At 72.7% G+C, this 15069-nt stretch carries 9 protein-coding genes; 7 read left to right on the forward strand and 2 right to left on the reverse strand.

Features of this window, described 5'->3' with window-relative positions; genetic code table 11:
* Window positions 1–2 precede the first annotated feature (2 nt).
* Entirely contained in the window at window positions 3–3242 is a 3240-nt protein-coding gene (locus tag V8J39_RS15155) for an efflux RND transporter permease subunit (RefSeq protein ID WP_336461768.1), read from the forward strand.
* 7 nt (window positions 3243–3249) lie between these two features.
* On the opposite strand, the gene V8J39_RS15160 is transcribed toward V8J39_RS15155, so the two are convergent.
* Both V8J39_RS15160 and V8J39_RS15165 read right to left on the reverse strand, forming a co-directional pair.
* Window positions 3250–5799, reverse strand: coding sequence for an HWE histidine kinase domain-containing protein (locus V8J39_RS15160; protein ID WP_336461769.1), 2550 nt, complete (start codon window positions 5797–5799; stop codon window positions 3250–3252).
* Between the two features lie 6 nt (window positions 5800–5805).
* Window positions 5806–6351 (reverse strand): hypothetical protein, encoded by a 546-nt coding sequence (locus V8J39_RS15165; protein ID WP_336461770.1) that lies wholly within the window; start codon window positions 6349–6351, stop codon window positions 5806–5808.
* A gap of 295 nt (window positions 6352–6646) precedes the next feature.
* Between V8J39_RS15165 and V8J39_RS15170 the strand changes: the two genes are divergently transcribed.
* The 6 genes from V8J39_RS15170 (at window position 6647) to V8J39_RS15195 (ending at window position 15067) form a co-directional block, all read left to right on the forward strand.
* Complete coding sequence (locus V8J39_RS15170; RefSeq protein WP_336461771.1) at window positions 6647–8452, forward strand: sensor histidine kinase; 1806 nt, start codon at window positions 6647–6649, stop codon at window positions 8450–8452.
* Window positions 8449–9738: a sigma-54-dependent transcriptional regulator gene (locus V8J39_RS15175; RefSeq protein WP_336461772.1), complete on the forward strand. Its 1290-nt coding sequence runs from the start codon at window positions 8449–8451 to the stop codon at window positions 9736–9738. The genes V8J39_RS15170 and V8J39_RS15175 overlap by 4 nt, the downstream gene beginning before the upstream one ends.
* 200 nt (window positions 9739–9938) lie before the next feature.
* Window positions 9939–10892 carry a TAXI family TRAP transporter solute-binding subunit gene (locus V8J39_RS15180; protein WP_336461773.1) on the forward strand — a complete coding sequence of 318 codons (954 nt, stop codon included), beginning with the start codon at window positions 9939–9941 and terminating at the stop codon, window positions 10890–10892.
* A 140-nt stretch (window positions 10893–11032) separates the two neighbouring features.
* Window positions 11033–13141, forward strand: a complete 2109-nt coding sequence (locus V8J39_RS15185) for a TRAP transporter permease (RefSeq protein WP_336461774.1) — start codon at window positions 11033–11035, stop codon at window positions 13139–13141.
* Window positions 13138–13518, forward strand: coding sequence for a DUF1850 domain-containing protein (locus tag V8J39_RS15190; protein ID WP_336461775.1), 381 nt, complete (start codon window positions 13138–13140; stop codon window positions 13516–13518). Before V8J39_RS15185 ends, V8J39_RS15190 begins: the two co-directional genes overlap by 4 nt.
* Before the next feature lie 256 nt (window positions 13519–13774).
* Window positions 13775–15067 (forward strand): MFS transporter, encoded by a 1293-nt coding sequence (locus tag V8J39_RS15195; RefSeq protein ID WP_336461776.1) that lies wholly within the window; start codon window positions 13775–13777, stop codon window positions 15065–15067.
* Window positions 15068–15069 lie beyond the last annotated feature (2 nt).

Raw genomic sequence — 15069 nt, forward strand, 5'->3', positions numbered from 1 at the left:
CGATGAATTTCTCGGCCTGGTCGATCCGCAACCCGATCGCCCCGATCCTGTGCTTCGTGCTGCTGATGGCGCTGGGCTGGCAGGCGTTCAACGCCCTGCCCGTCACCCGCTTCCCCAACATCGACGTGCCGCTGGTCTCGGTCTCGGTGGCGCAGCCCGGCGCGGCGCCGGCCGAGCTGGAAGGCCAGGTGACGAAACTGGTCGAGGACGCGGTCGCGGGCGTGAACGGGGTGAAGAACATCATCTCGACCGTCGCCGACGGCAGTTCGCAGACCTCGGTCGAATTCCGGATGGAGATCCCGACCGATCAGGCGGTGACCGACGTGAAGGACGCGATCGACCGCATCCGCTCGGACCTGCCCGGCGATGTCGAGGAGCCGATCGTGTCGCGCATCGACGTCGAGGGGCAGGCGATCCTGACCTATGCCGTCTCGTCGCCCGACATGACGATCGAGGAGCTGTCGTGGTTCGTAGAGGACGTGGTGACGCGGGCGCTGCAGGGCCAGCCCGGCATCGGCCGCGTCGACCGCTACGGCGGCGCCGACCGCGAGATCCGGGTGGAACTCGACCCGGGGCTGCTGGACAGCTACGGCATCACCGCCGCCACGGTCAGCCGCCAGATCCGGGCCACCAACGCCGATCTCGGCGCCGGGCGGGCCGAGATCGGCGGCGGCGAGCAGGCGATCCGGCTTCTGGGCGACGCGCAGGCGGTCGCGGCACTGGCGCAGACCTCGATCGCGCTGCCCTCGGGGCGGTTCGTGCGGTTGGGCGACATCGGCACCGTCATCGACACCTACGAAGAGCTGCGCAGCTTCTCGCGCTTCAACGGCCAGCAGGTGGTGACCTTCGCGGTGTTCCGCGCCAAGGGCGCCTCCGAGGTGTCGGTCGACGAGGTCACCCGCGCCACGCTCGCGCAGATCCGCGCCGACCATCCCGAGATCCGCATCACGCCCGTCGACGACACCGTCTTCTACACCTACGGCAACTATGAGGCCGCGCTGCACACGCTGATCGAGGGCTCGGTGCTGGCGATCCTCGTGGTGCTCGCGTTCCTGCGCAACTGGCGCGCGACGCTGATCGCGGCGGTGGCGCTGCCGCTCTCGGCGGTGCCGACCTTCTGGCTGATGGACATCCTGGGCTTCTCGCTCAACCTCGTGAGCTTCCTCGCGATCACGCTCGCCACCGGCATCCTCGTCGATGACGCCATCGTCGAGATCGAGAACATCTCGCGCCACATCGGCATGGGCAAGTCGCCCTACCGCGCCGCGATCGACGCCGCGGACGAGATCGGGCTGGCGGTGATCGCCACCACCTTCACCATCGTCGCGGTCTTCGCCCCGGTGTCGTTCATGCCCGGCATCCCGGGACAGTACTTCCGCCAGTTCGGCCTGACCGTGGCGATCGCGGTGCTGTTCTCGCTGCTGGTCGCGCGGCTGATCACGCCGATGATGGCCGCCTACCTGATGCGCGCCCGCGACGCCCACCACGAGCAGACCGAGGGCGGGGTGATCCGCGCCTATGCCCGCGTCGTCGCGGCGACCATGCGGATGCGCTACCTCACGCTGCTGGCCGCGATCGCGATCCTCGCGGTGTCGGTCTATTTCATGGTCCGCATCCCGGGATCGTTCATCCCGCCCGAGGACGTCAGCCGGATCTCGATCTCGGCCGAGCTGCCGCCCGGCGTCTCGCTCGAGGAGACCGACCGCGCGACCGAGGCGCTGCGCCAGCGCATCGCCGCGGTCGAGGGGGTCGCGGACGTCTTCGTCCTTGGCGGCTCGTCGCCCACGGGCGAGATGGACATCCGCCGGGCCTCGATCTCGGTGCTGCTGGAAAAGCTCGACCACTCGCTCCTGCGCCGGATCGCCGAGATCGCGCACCGCGCGCCGCTGGTGGGCACGCTGGTGCCGGTGCCGGCCTCGGAGGGGCGGCTCAGGCCGCAGTCGGCGATCGAGGCCGAGGTCTTCGCGATCCTGTCGCGCACCCCCGACCTGCGGGCCTACAAGCTCAACGACCGCGGCGAGCGCGACGTCAGCTTCTCGGTGCTGGCGCAGGACGAGGCCGGGCTGAACGAGGCCGTCGCCCGGCTGGAGGCGGCGCTGCGCGGCGACCCGGCGCTGGCGGACGTGTCGACCTCGGGCGCCCTGCCCCGGCCCGAGATCCAGGTGCGGCCGCGGTCAGACGAGGCCGCGCGGCTGGGCGTGTCGACCGCGGACCTCGCCGAGACGATCCGGGTCGCGACGATCGGCGACTACGACGCGGCGCTGGCCAAGCTTGCGCTCGACGACCGGCTGATCCCGATCCGGGTGCAGCTGGGCGCCGCGATCAAGGACGACCTAGCGCGGATCTCGGCGCTCAGGGTGCCGACGGCGGCGGGCGGGACGGTGCCGCTGAACGCGGTGGCCGAGATCGAGATCGCCGAGGGCCCGAGCGCGATCAACCGGCTGAACCGCGAGCGGCGCGCGACGATCGGGGCGAACCTGCCGCCGGGCGTCGCGCTCGACACCGCGACCGCGCGCTTCCGCGAGATCGCGGCGGGCGTCGACCTGCCCGCGGGCGCGCGGATCCGCGAAAGCGGCGATGCCGAGGTGCAGCAGGAGGTGGTGGCGGGGTTCCAGAACGCGATGCTGCTGGGGCTGCTGCTGGTGATGTCGGTGCTGATCCTGCTGTTCCGCTCGGTGATCCAGCCCTTCACCATCCTGTTCTCGCTGCCGCTGGCGATCGGCGGCGTGGCGGCGGCGCTGATCCTGACCGGCTCGGCCGTGTCGATGCCGGTGCTGATCGGGATCCTGATGCTGATGGGGATCGTGACCAAGAACGCGATCCTGCTGGTGGATTTCGCCATCGAGATGCAGGCGCGCGGCCTGCCCCGGTTCGAGGCGATGGTCGAGGCCGGGCGCAAGCGCGCGCAGCCGATCGTCATGACCTCGATCGCGATGTCGGCGGGGATGCTGCCCTCGGCCATGGGCGTGGGCGAGGGCGGCAGCTTCCGCGCGCCGATGGCGATCGCGGTGATCGGCGGGATCATCGTCTCGACCGTGCTGTCGCTGATCGTGGTGCCGTCCTTCTACCTGATCATGGACGACCTCTCGCGCCTGATCGGGCGGCTTGCGCGCGGCCTCGTCGGCCCGCGCGAGGCCGAGACGCCGCCGCCCACGCCCGAGGAGATGGCGGCCGAGATAGCACAGCTGAAGGACCGTCTCGCCGGGCTCGAGACCGCGCGGCGGCACCGCGCGGCCGAATAGCCGCGGGTCAGTTGTTCGCCAGCGCCTCGGCCATCACCCGGCGCACCATGTCGACGGTGTAGGGCTTTTGCAGGATCGGCGAGCGCGGGTAGCCGTCGCGCACCTCGGGGCTGTCGCCATAGCCCGTGGCCAGCGCGAAGGGCACGCCCTCGGCCCGCAGCCGCTCGGCCACGGGGCGCGAGGTCTCGCGCCCGAGGTTCACGTCCAGCAGCACGAAATCGTAGCGCGCGCGGTCGAGAAGCCGCATCGCCTCGGCCACGCCAGAGGCGGTGTCGACCTCGGTCGCGCCGATGTCGCCCAGCATGTCGGCCGCGTCCATCGCGATGATGATCGTGTCCTCGACCACCAGCACGCGCTTGGCGACGACCGATGTCGCGGGCACGGCCAGCACCGGCGCCGGCCCGGGTGCGGTGCCGTCGGGGGCGGGCATGACGAAGCGCGCCGGGATCATGAACCGCGCCTCGACCCCGGTGACGAGGAACTGCAGCGCCGCCTCGCCCTGCAGGTCGAAGGGGATCGACTTCTCGATGATCGTCGTGCCGAAGCCGCGCCGCTTCGGCGGCCGCACGGCGGGGCCGCCGACATCGGCCCAGCCCAGCACCAGCGCCCCGTCGGGCTGCGGCGCGATCGCAAGCCGCACCGTCCCCGCCGCGACCGACAGCGCACCGTACTTGGCCGAGTTCGTCACCAGTTCATGGATCACCAGCGCCATGGTCGAGAAGGCGTCGGGCACCAGAAGGACGTCGGGCCCCGACACCTCGAGCCGCCCGTTCGCATCGAGATAGGCCCCCATCTCGACATCGACGAGCCCCTTGAGCGAGACCGGCGTCCACTCCTTGCGGGTCAGCTGGTCGTGCGCCCGCGCCAGCGACTGGATCCGCCCGTCCAGCCGGTCGGTGAAGCTGGCGACATCCTCGGCCCCGTCGCGGCTTTGCGAGACAAGGCCGCGGATCAGCGACAGGATGTTGCGTACGCGGTGGTTCAGCTCGGCGATCAGCAGTTCCTGCTGCTCTTGTGCGCGCAGCCGCTCGGCATTGGCGGCGTCGGTCAGCTTCAGCACGACCTCGAGCAGCGTCACCCGCAAGCTTTCCGAGGTGCGCAGGTCGGCCTCGGTCCAGGGGGCGGAATGGTCCTTCACCACCTCGCGCCAGATCTCGAAGCTCTTGCGCGGGGTCAGGCGGGGCCCGTGCGCGCCGGTCTCGTAGACCTTGCCCGGATTGCCCGCCCAAGCGACCTGTTGCGCGATCTCGCCTCGGAACAGCACGATGAAATCGCGCGGCGTGCGCGAGATCGGCAGCGCCAGCACCCCCGCGGCGCGGTCGCGGAACACCTCGGCGCCGGGGAAGCGCGACACGATCGAGTCGGTGGCGAAGATCCGGCTGGTCGCGGCGGTGTTGAGGAACCGCGCGAGGCCCAGGAACTCTTCCTCGGTCGGGGTCTGGCCGCGGTGGAAATACTGCCCGTCGGCATAGAGCGCGATGCCGTCGTGCGGGATCACCGCGGCGATCTCGTCGGCGAGCACGTCGAAGCTTGCCGCCAGCCCCTCGCCCGACGACAGCCGCGACATCAGCCGGTCATGGGTGCTTTGCGCCGTCAGCATTGAATCGCGCTCGGCGTCGCTCTCGGCCTGGATCAGTTCATAGGAGAAAAGCTGCGCGAACAGCTCGACCGCGGTGCGCCGCTCGTAGTCGATGTAGAGCGGTTCGTGGTGATGGCAGGCAAACAGCCCCCACAACCGGCCGCGGTGCAGGATCGACACCGACATCGACGCGCCGACGCCCATGTTCTTGAGGTATTCGATGTGGATCGGCGACACCGCGCGGGTGACCGCCAGCGACAGGTCCAGCGGCTCGCCCTCGGGGTTGCGGTAGGGCAGCACCGGCGCGCCGGGATCCTCGACATCGCCGATCAGCCGCAGCAGCGACCGGCGGTAGAGCTCGCGCGCCTGGGCGGGGATGTCGGCGGCCGGGAAGCGCAGGTTCAGATAGCTGTCCTGCGAAGGGTCGCGCGATTCCGCGATCACGGTGCCCGAGCCGTCGGCGGCGAACTGGTAGACCTTGACCCGGCTGAAACCCGACAGCGCCCGCAGCCCGCGCGCGGCCTCGTGCGCCATGCCCTGCACGCCGTTGCCCGACCGGATCCGCGCGATCAGCGGATGCACCTGCGCAAGGTCGTCGCGCTCGTCGAGATCCATCTTGCGCTCGAATTCCAGCACGAAGCTGCGGCCCGACTGGTGCAGCGAGACGTCATAGCGGCAGCCGTCGCCCACCAGGTCCAGCCCGAAGATCCGCACGCTGTCGTTGCCATGCGCCAGCGCCTGCATCCGGCCGCGCAGCCGCGCCAGAACCTCGTCGCGGACGTGGTCCTGCAGCCGCGTGCCGATCGCGGCGACGAAATCCACGCCCAGGACTTCGGCGCAGTTGGACGAGGCGTGCTGGATGATCCAGTCGGACGAGATCGCGACAAGGCAGCCGAAGCTCTGGACCCGGCCCAGAAGGTGGATCGGCTCGCGGTCGCAGTTGGTCAGGTCGACGTCGTAGGGAAGCGGTTCGGTCATGAATCCTCAGGCCGCGCTGGAGACGGTCGCGCGGGTGGAGCCGGCAAGGCCGCGGCGCTCGGCGGCCTCGTCGAACAGGGAAAAGCAGGTCAGCGCATCGGCGGTGACGCGGTCGGCCGCGGGCCCGGTCGCGGGGCGGGCGGACAGCCGCGCGACGAGATCGCGCCACTCGGCACCGCGCGACGGCAGCGCGAAATAGCGGCTACCCGCGACCCCGGCGGCCCAGCGCTGCGCCAGCGCGCGCGTGCCCAGCCGCGACCCCAGCGTGACATAGGCCACCGCGTCGGGCGACAGCGGCGGGACCTGTGCGGGTCGCGCCACGGGCCCGACATCGGCGGCCAGCGCGGCAGTCATCTCGTCGAGAAGGTCCGACAGACCGGGCGCCAGACCGGGATCGCCGGCGCCATCGCCGAGCCCGGCGCGCAGCATCGCGAAGCCCTCGGCCTGCACCTGCAGGAACGCCGCGAGCCCGGAGGCCGAGCCGAGGTCGATCCGGGCGAGCGCGGCATCCAACCGGTCATGCGCGGCCCGCGTGTCGCGCTGAAGCCGCATCCTCAAACTGTCTGCACCCCCGGCGGATGCGGGGCCTTCCGGCGCCTCAGACGGCATGCTGCGAGTGGTCCTTGGGGTCAATTCCGGTCATCGGCACATAACCCGGGGCGGGGGGAATGGGTTCCCGAAAATTCGCACTCGGCGCGAATCTTTTGCCGGGCCCGCGCAGCGGGTGCGGAACGACCCTCCCGCCCCCCCGGCGCCGCCCGAGTCGGTCGCCCGAGTCGGCCGCCTGTGTCGGCCACCGCGCGGCACACCCTTTCCGCCGGGCGCGGGATGCGGCAAAAAGCAGCACATGACCCGACGCGATGACGCCCCCCGGCGCCTGCCCGGCGCCCCGAGCCTGCCCGGCGCGCTGCGCGCCGGGGCGCTCGCGCTCGTCATGCTGGGCACGAGCCTCGGGGCCTATCACCTCGCGCAGCGCATCGGCCTCGCGCGGCTCGACCGACTGCTCGCCGATCGGCTGACCGTCACCCGCCACGCGGTCACGACCGAGGTCGAGCGGCTGGCCTACCTGCCCGCCGCGCTCGGCCTCGACGCGCGGGTCGCGGGCCTGCTCGCGGCGCCGGCGGACCGGATGCGGCAGGCCGAGGCGAACCGCTATCTCGAGACGCTGCGCAACCTGTCGGGCGCCGACGAGGTCTACGTGCTCGACCCCGCCGGGCGCACCGTCGCGGCCTCGAACTGGAACGAGCCCGGCAGCTTCGTCGGGCAGGACTATTCCTTCCGGCCCTATTACGCCCAGTCGATGGCCACCGGGCGCGGGCGCACCTACGCGGTGGGGGTGACGACGGGCAAGCCGGGCTATTTCCTGTCGGCCCGCCTTGGCCCGGCCGGGCATCCCGCCGGGGTCGGCGTGGTCAAGCTGGACATGCAGGGGCTTGAGCGGACCTGGGCCGAGGCCAACGAATCCGTCGCGCTCGCCGATGCTTCGGGCGTGGTGTTCCTGACCGGGCAAAGCCCGTGGCGCTATCGCCCGCTGGCGCCGCTGACCGCGGCCGACCGCGACCGGCTCGCCGGGGCGCGGCTCTATCAGGGCCTCGACGTCGTCGCGGCCGAGCCGCTCTCGGCCGAGGGCCGGCTGACCGATGCGACGGGCGCCGCGCTGCGGCTGGCGCGCGCCCGGATCGAACCCGACGGCTGGGAGCTGATCCTGGGCCTGCCCGTCGCGCCGGTGGCCGCGACCGCGCGACTGGTCGCGGCGGTGACGGCGCTGGCGGTGCTGCTTGCCTCGGTCCTCGCGGTGATCGCGGCGCAGCGGCGCCAGCTCGTGCGGCTGCGCCTGACCCAGGCGCGCGAGCTTGAGACCCGCGTGGCCGAGCGCACGGCCGAGCTTGCGCACGAGATCGAGGTGCGCAAGCGCGCCGAAGAGGACCTGCGGCGCACGCATGAAAGCCTCGTGCATGCCGCGAAGCTCGCCGCGCTGGGCCGGATGTCGGCGGCGATCGTGCACGAGGTGAGCCAGCCGCTCTCGGCGCTCGACGCGACGCTCGCGGCGGCCGAGCTGCACGTGGGCCGCGACGACGCGGCGCGCGCCACGCGCAGCCTCGCGGCCGCGCGCGGGCTTCTGGCGCGGATGCAGAAGATGGTCGGCCACCTGAAAAGCTTCGGCGCGCGCCAGCGCCCCGCCCCGCCCGAGCCGGTGGACATGGCCCAGGTGCTGGCCGCCGCGGTCGAGATCACCGAGCCCCGCGCCCGCGAGCTGGGGCTGGCGCTGACGGCCGAGCCCGCGCCGGCGCTGCCGCCGGTGCCGGGGCAGGCGGTGCAGCTGGAACAGGTCGCGGTGAACCTCGTGCTGAACGCGCTCGAGGCGACGGCGGCCGCCGGCGGCGCCCGGGTCGTCATCCGCCTCGGGCGCGACGGCGACCGGCTGGCGATGACCGTGACCGACGAGGGCCCCGGCCTCACGCCGGCGCGCGCGGCCGAGATCTGCGAACCCTTCGTCACCGGCCGCCCCGGCGAGGGGCTGGGCCTTGGCCTCGCGATCGTGCGCTCGATCCTCGATCACTGCGGCGGGCGGCTCGCCTTCGCGCCTGCGTCCGGCGGCGGCACCCGCGCCACCGTCACCCTGCCCTTCGTCGCCACCCCGGTGCCGTCATGAGCCGCGGCGCCATCGCCTTCATCGACGACGAGCCCCGGCTGTGCGAGGCGGCGGCCGACTGGCTTGGCGCCTCGGGCTTCGAGATCGCGACCTTCACCGACCCGGCGGCGGCGCTGCAGGCGATCGACCCCGCGCGGCTCGATTGCGTGCTGACCGACCTGCGCATGCCCGGGCTCGACGGCCGCGCGGTGCTCGAGCAGCTGCGCGCCGCCGATCCCGGCCTGCCGGTGATCCTGCTGTCGGGCCATGCCGACGTGCCCGTCGCGGTCGAGGCGATGCGCACCGGCGCCTTCGACCTGCTGGAAAAGCCCTATTCGGCCGAGCATCTGGTCGCGGCCATCGACCGCGCGGTCGAGCGGCGGCGCCTGCGGCGCGACACCGGCCTGCCGCGCTGGGCCCCGGCCAGCGCCGAGCGGATCGAGGCGCGGCTGCCCGGCACCTCGGCGGCGATGGCCGCCCTGCGCGACCGGCTGGCGCGTCTCGCGGACCTGCCCGTCGACCTGCTGCTGACCGGCCGCCCCGGCTCGGGCCGGGAAGAGGCCGCCCGCGCCCTGCACGACGCGGGCCGCCGCGCCCGCCGCCCGTTCCAGGCGCTGATCCTCGCCGGCCAGTCCGAGGCGCAGATCGAGGCCGACCTCTTCGGTCCCGCCGAGCGCCCGGCCGAGCGCGGCGCCCCCCGCCCCGCCGGCCGGATCGAGGCCGCCGCCGGCGGCACGCTCTACATCGCCGAGATCGAGGACCTGCCGCGCCCGCTGCAGGCGCGCCTCGTGCGCGCGCTGACCGAGCGCGGCACCGAGGCGCGCGGCGCCGAGCTGCGGCTGGTCGCCGCAAGCGCAATGCCGCCCGAGGCGCTGCGCGCAGCCCTGCGCCCCGAGCTTTACCACCGTCTCGCCCCCGCCGAGATCGCCGTGCCGCCGCTTGCGGCGCGGCGCGAGGACATCGCGCTGCTGTACCTGCGCGCGCTCGAGGAGGCCGCGGCCCGGCTCGGCCGCCCGATCCCCGACCTCGCGCTTGACGAGCTTGACCGCATCGCTGCCCGGCCCTGGCCCGACGAGCTGCCCGAGCTGCGCGCCGCGGCACTCGCGCGCGTCCTTGCGCTGCCCGGCGCCCAGCGCCCCGCGGCGACGCCCGCCCCCGCCCTGCCCGAGCGCCTCGCCGCGGTCGAGGCCGCGATGATCTCCGACGCGATGGCCGCCGCCGACGGCCAGGTCGCCGCCGCCGCCGAGGCGCTGGGCATCCCGCGCCGGACCCTGGCCGAAAAGCTGCAACGGCTCGGCCTGCGTTGATCGTTGGCGATCCACCGCCACCGAAAACCGAACCTTGGCGAACATTCGCCAGATCGCAGCGGCTGCCTGCGCGATAACTCACCGCTTTTCAGCCACTTTTCCGAGATTGCCCAGCAACCGGGCAATTCGCGAATCCGCTTTGGAAATCCGCCGCCGCCCGTGCAGGCTTTGGCCAGGACATGCTCCAGGGAGGAAATCGCATGATCGCCATTCGCACCCGGCTCGCTTCGGCGGCCGTGGTGGCCGCCGCCTTTGCCGCGTCGGCCGCCGGGGCCCAGACCTTCATCAACGTCGCGACGGGGGGCACCTCGGGGGTCTACTACCCGCTGGGCGTCGCGCTGTCGGAGATCTACGCCGAGGGCATCGAGGGGGCGCGCACCCAGGTCCAGGCCACCAAGGCCTCGGTCGAGAACCTCAACCTCATCGCCGCCGGCCGGGCCGAACTCGGCTTCGCGCTGGGTGACAGCGTCAAGCTCGCGGCCGAGGGCAACGAGGAGGCGGGCTTCCCCCGCGCGCTCGACAACCTGCGCGCCATCGCCGCGATCTATCCCAACTACGTCCAGATCGTCGCCACCGCCGATGCCGGCATCACCACGATCGAGGACCTCAAGGGCAAGTCGATGTCGGTGGGCGCCCCCGCCTCGGGCACCGAGCTGAACGCCCGCGCGATCCTCGAGGCCGCCGGCATGAGCTATGACGACCTCTCGAAGGTCGAGTACCTGCCCTTCGGCGAAAGCGCCGAGCTGATCAAGAACCGCCAGATCCAGGCCACGCTGCAGTCCGCGGGCCTCGGCGTCGCCTCGATCAAGGATCTCAGCTCGACCAACGAGATCTCGGTGGTGGCGATCCCGGCCGAGGTGGTCGAGAAGATCGGCGCGCCCTTCATGGCCGCGACGATCCCCGCCGGCACCTACAACGGCCAGACCGAGGACGTGCCGACCGCGGCCGTCGGCAACATCCTCGTGACCTCGGACAAGGTCGACGACGAGACCGCCTACCAGATGACGAAGTTGCTGTTCGAGAACCTCGACCGGCTGAAGTCGGCCCATGCCGCCGCCGGCGGCATCAAGCTGGAACAGGCGACCGAGGGCCTGCCGATCCCGCTGCACCCGGGCGCCGAGAAGTACTATCGCGAAGCCGGCATCCTGAAGTGACCGCATCCCGGGGCTGACCGCCCCCCGCGCGGCGCCCGGAGGCGGCGCCGCGCCCCTGCTTTCTCATCGGCACAAATTTCCCGGGGGTGCGGGGGCGAAGCCCCCGCGCGCACCCCCGCCGCCCCGCGCGAGGTCTCCAGATGTCCACCCCCGCCGCCCACAGCCCCGACCCCGCGCCGCACGATGCGCAGGAGGACGCGCTCGAGGGCCTTCCCCCCGGCTTCGGCACCGGCACCATGGGCCGCGTGGCCTTCTGGATCGCGGTCGCCTTCTCGCTGTTCCAGATCTGGACCGCCGCCTTCGGCACGCTGCCAAGCCAGGTGGTCCGCGCGATGCACGTGGGCTTCCTGCTGCTTCTGGGCTTCGGCCTCGTCGGCAACCTGCTGGCGCGGACCCGCGCCGGGCAGGCGCTCTGGTGGGGGCTCGGCCTCGTGGGCATGGGCGTCGGGCTCTACCAGTGGATCTTCTACGACGGCATCATCCGCCGCTCGGGCTTCCTGACCCATGCCGACCTCACGGTGGGCACGATCCTGATCGTGCTGGTGTTCATCGGCGCGCGCCGGCTGATGGGCTGGCCGCTGGCGATCATCGCCGGCATCTTCCTGGCCTACTGCTTCTTCGGCCAGCACCTGCCGCCGCCCTTCATCACCCGCGGCTACGACTTCGAGCTGATCATCGAGCATTTCGCCTTCGGCACCGAAGGCATCTACGGCACGCCGATCTATGTCTCGTCCTCGTACATCTTCCTGTTCGTGGTCTTCGCGGCCTTCCTCGAACGCGCGGGGATGCTCAAGCTGTTCACCGATTTCGCGCTGGGCCTCGTCGGCGGCATGCGCGGCGGTCCGGCGCAGGTGGCGGTGCTGTCCTCGGCGCTGATGGGCACGATCTCGGGCTCGGGCGTGGCCAATGTCGTGGCCTCGGGCCAGTTCACGATCCCGCTGATGAAGCGCTTCGGCTACAAGCCCGCCTTCGCCGGCGGGGTCGAGGCCACGGCCTCGATGGGCGGGCAGATCATGCCGCCGGTGATGGGGGCCGTGGCCTTCATCATGGCCGAGACGCTGAACGTGCCCTATGCCGAGGTCGTCACCGCCGCGATCCTGCCCGCCGTGCTGTATTTCGGGGTGGTGTTCTGGATGGTCTGGCTGCAGGCGGGCCGCGACAACCTCAAGGGCCTGCCGAAGGGCGAGCTGCCGAACCCCTGGCGCGCGGTGCGCGACCAGTGGCCGCTGATCCTGCCGCTCGCGGCGCTGGTCTACCTGCTGTTCGCGGGCTACACGCCGATCTTCGCCGGCACGATGGGGCTTGCGCTGGTCTCGGTGCTGATCCTCGGCACGCCCCTCGCGGCGATGATCGGGCCGACGGCGATCCGGACCGTGTTCTGGGTGGTGGTGGCGCTGGCCTGCGTGGCCTTCTTGGAATACGGCGTCGACCTGCTGGTCCTGGTGATCGGCGCGCTGGTGGCGGCCTGCGCGGTGCTGAAGGGCGCGCGGCCCACGCTCGGCATCCTGCGCGACGCGCTGGCGCAGGGCGCGCGCAACGCGCTGCCCGTGGGCATCGCCTGCGCCATCGTCGGCATCGTCATCGGCACGCTGACGCTGACCGGCATCGCCTCGACCTTCATCGGCGCGATCATCGCCATCGGGAAGGACAACCTGTTCCTGTCGCTGATCCTGACCATGCTGACCTGCCTCGTGCTGGGCATGGGGATCCCGACGATCCCGAACTACATCATCACCTCCTCGCTCGCGGGGCCGGCGCTGGAACAGCTGGGCGTGCCGCTGATCGTCAGCCACATGTTCGTGTTCTACTTCGGCATCATGGCCGACCTGACCCCGCCGGTCGCGCTCGCCTGCTTCGCGGCGGCGCCGATCGCCAAGGCCTCGGGGCTGAAGATCTCGCTGCAGGCGATCCGGCTGGCGGCGGCGGGCTTCGTGGTGCCGTTCATGGCCGTCTACACCCCCGCGCTGATGCTGCAGGACGGCGGCCCGCTCGCGGCCGAGATCGGCTATCCGCTGGCCGTGGCCTACATCTTCTTCAAGACCGTGGTGGCGGTCGGCCTGTGGGGGATCGGCGTCGTGGGCTTCCTCACCGGCCGGGCGAACGTGCTCGAGCGGCTGATCGCGCTGGTGGGCGGGGCGACCCTCGTCGCCGCCGTGCCCCTGACCGACGAGATCGGCTTCGCGCTCGCGGTGCTGGTGGTGGTGATCCACGTGCTGCGCCTGCGCCGCCACGGCCCCGCCGCGGCATGAGCCTGTGCCTCTCCGGCGCGGCGGGGGCGGTCGCCCTCGCCGTGTCGTCCTTCACGCTGAGCTGGACCCATTCGGTCGAGCGTGTCGAGTGGTGGGAGCGGTGGGAGGTCACCACCGCCGGGCTGCGCCCGATCGAGGCCCGCGTGGTCGGCACCGGCGCGGGGATGGAGATCCCCGAGGGCGCGGTCAGGGACGGCGACGGCTGGCTGTTCCGGCCCCACCTGCCGCTTCAGCGCAGCGTGCTGCTGGCCGCCTCGGGCCGGACGCCCTCGGGCTGGACGCTCTGCGCCGCGGGCAGCTGCCGCACCCTCGGCGCGACCGAGGCCGACCCGATCCGGCTCTGGGTCTCGCCGGTCTGCGCCGCCGATCCCCGCTGACCGGCGCGCCACCGCCCCGCAGGCGGACCGGCCCGGCGTCACGGCGCGCGACGGCGGCCGGGCACGCGGGACCCGCCCGAAAATCGGGCGCAAGACCGGGTGCGACCCCGTGCCGGGCGGCGCCGGGACGCGCGAGCGGCCGGCGGGCCGCCGCGCCCCCTTGCCTTTCCCGCCCGGGCGGCGGAGGAAGGGCCGCGACGCCTCCCCCCACGTCACCCCCGCGTCACCCTCCGAGACCGCCGCGAAAGCCGACCAGATGCCCGATCCCGCCGCGCCCGCCGCGCCGCCTGCCCGCGCGAGCTTCGCCCTTGCACGGGCGTCCTGCGTGCTGGCGCTGTTCACGGCGCTGATCGGCTCGACCGCGCCCAGCCCGCTCTACCCGATCTATCTCGCGCGGCTGGACGTCGGGCACGGGATCGGCGCGGTGATCTACGCGATCTATTCGCTGGGCACGCTGATCGCGCTGATGCTGACCGCGCGGATCGGCGGCCGGGTCGGCGACCTGCGCCGGATCATCCTGCCGGGCCTTCTGATCACCGCGGCCGGGGCGGTGATCTTCGCCAGCTCGCAAAGCCTCGCGATGCTGCTGGCCGGGCGCTGCCTGAACGGGGTCGGCACCGGGCTGATCGCGGGCATGGCCTCGACCGCGCTTTACGACCTTGCGCCCCCCCACCGGCGCGGCGCGGCGACGACGCTCGCGACGGTCGCCTTCACCGCCGGCGCCGCGGGCGGGCCGCTGCTCAGCTCGGCCGCGCTCGCGCTGCACGCCTGGCCGACGGTGACGCCCTTCGTGGTCATCGCGCTGCTCGCGGCGCTGGCCTTCGCCGGGCTGTGCCGGGCGCGCTGGCCCAGCGCCGGCCGCCGGGCCGACCCGCAGCCCGCGGCCGCGCCCCCGACAGCCCCCGACCCGGCCGCGGCCGTGCCCGCCCCCATCGTGCCCGCCCCCGTGGTCGCTGGCCCCGGGGTCCCGCCGCCGGCCCCGCCCGCGCGGTCGGCGCTGGCGCCGTTCCTTCTGGGCTGCCTGTCGATCTGCGCCGCCTGGATGGTCGGCTCGACGATGATGGCGATGGGCACCACCCTGGCGCAGGAGGTCTTCGCCATCGCCTCGGCCGGGTTGTCGGGGATGATCCCGGCGCTGTTCCAGACCTTCGCCGGCACCGGCCAGGCGCTGTTCGGCCGGTTCAGGCCGCGGGGCCCGGTGCTCTGGGGGCTCGCCTGCCTCGCCGCCGCGCAGGTGGCGCTGGCGCTGGCCGCGCCGGCGGCGATCGGGCCGGCCATGTTCGTGCTGGTGCCGCTCAGCGGGCTGGCCTACGGCGCGGCCTTCGTCGGGGCGCTGGGGCTGGTCACCGGCGCCGCCCCGCCCGAGCGGCGGGCCAGCATGGTGTCGCGCTTCTACATCGTCGGCTACCTCGCGAACTCGGTGCCGACGATGATGATCGGCGGGCTCAGCGACGTGATCGGCCTGCTGCCGGCCTTCGAGGTGTTCTCAGTCGTGCTCGTGCTGATCGCGATCGGCGGCAGCCTGTTCGCGCTGCGCCTGCGCGGCTGATC

It is taken from the genome of Frigidibacter sp. MR17.24, assembly GCF_037095655.1.
Classification (GTDB): Bacteria; Pseudomonadota; Alphaproteobacteria; order Rhodobacterales; family Rhodobacteraceae; genus Frigidibacter.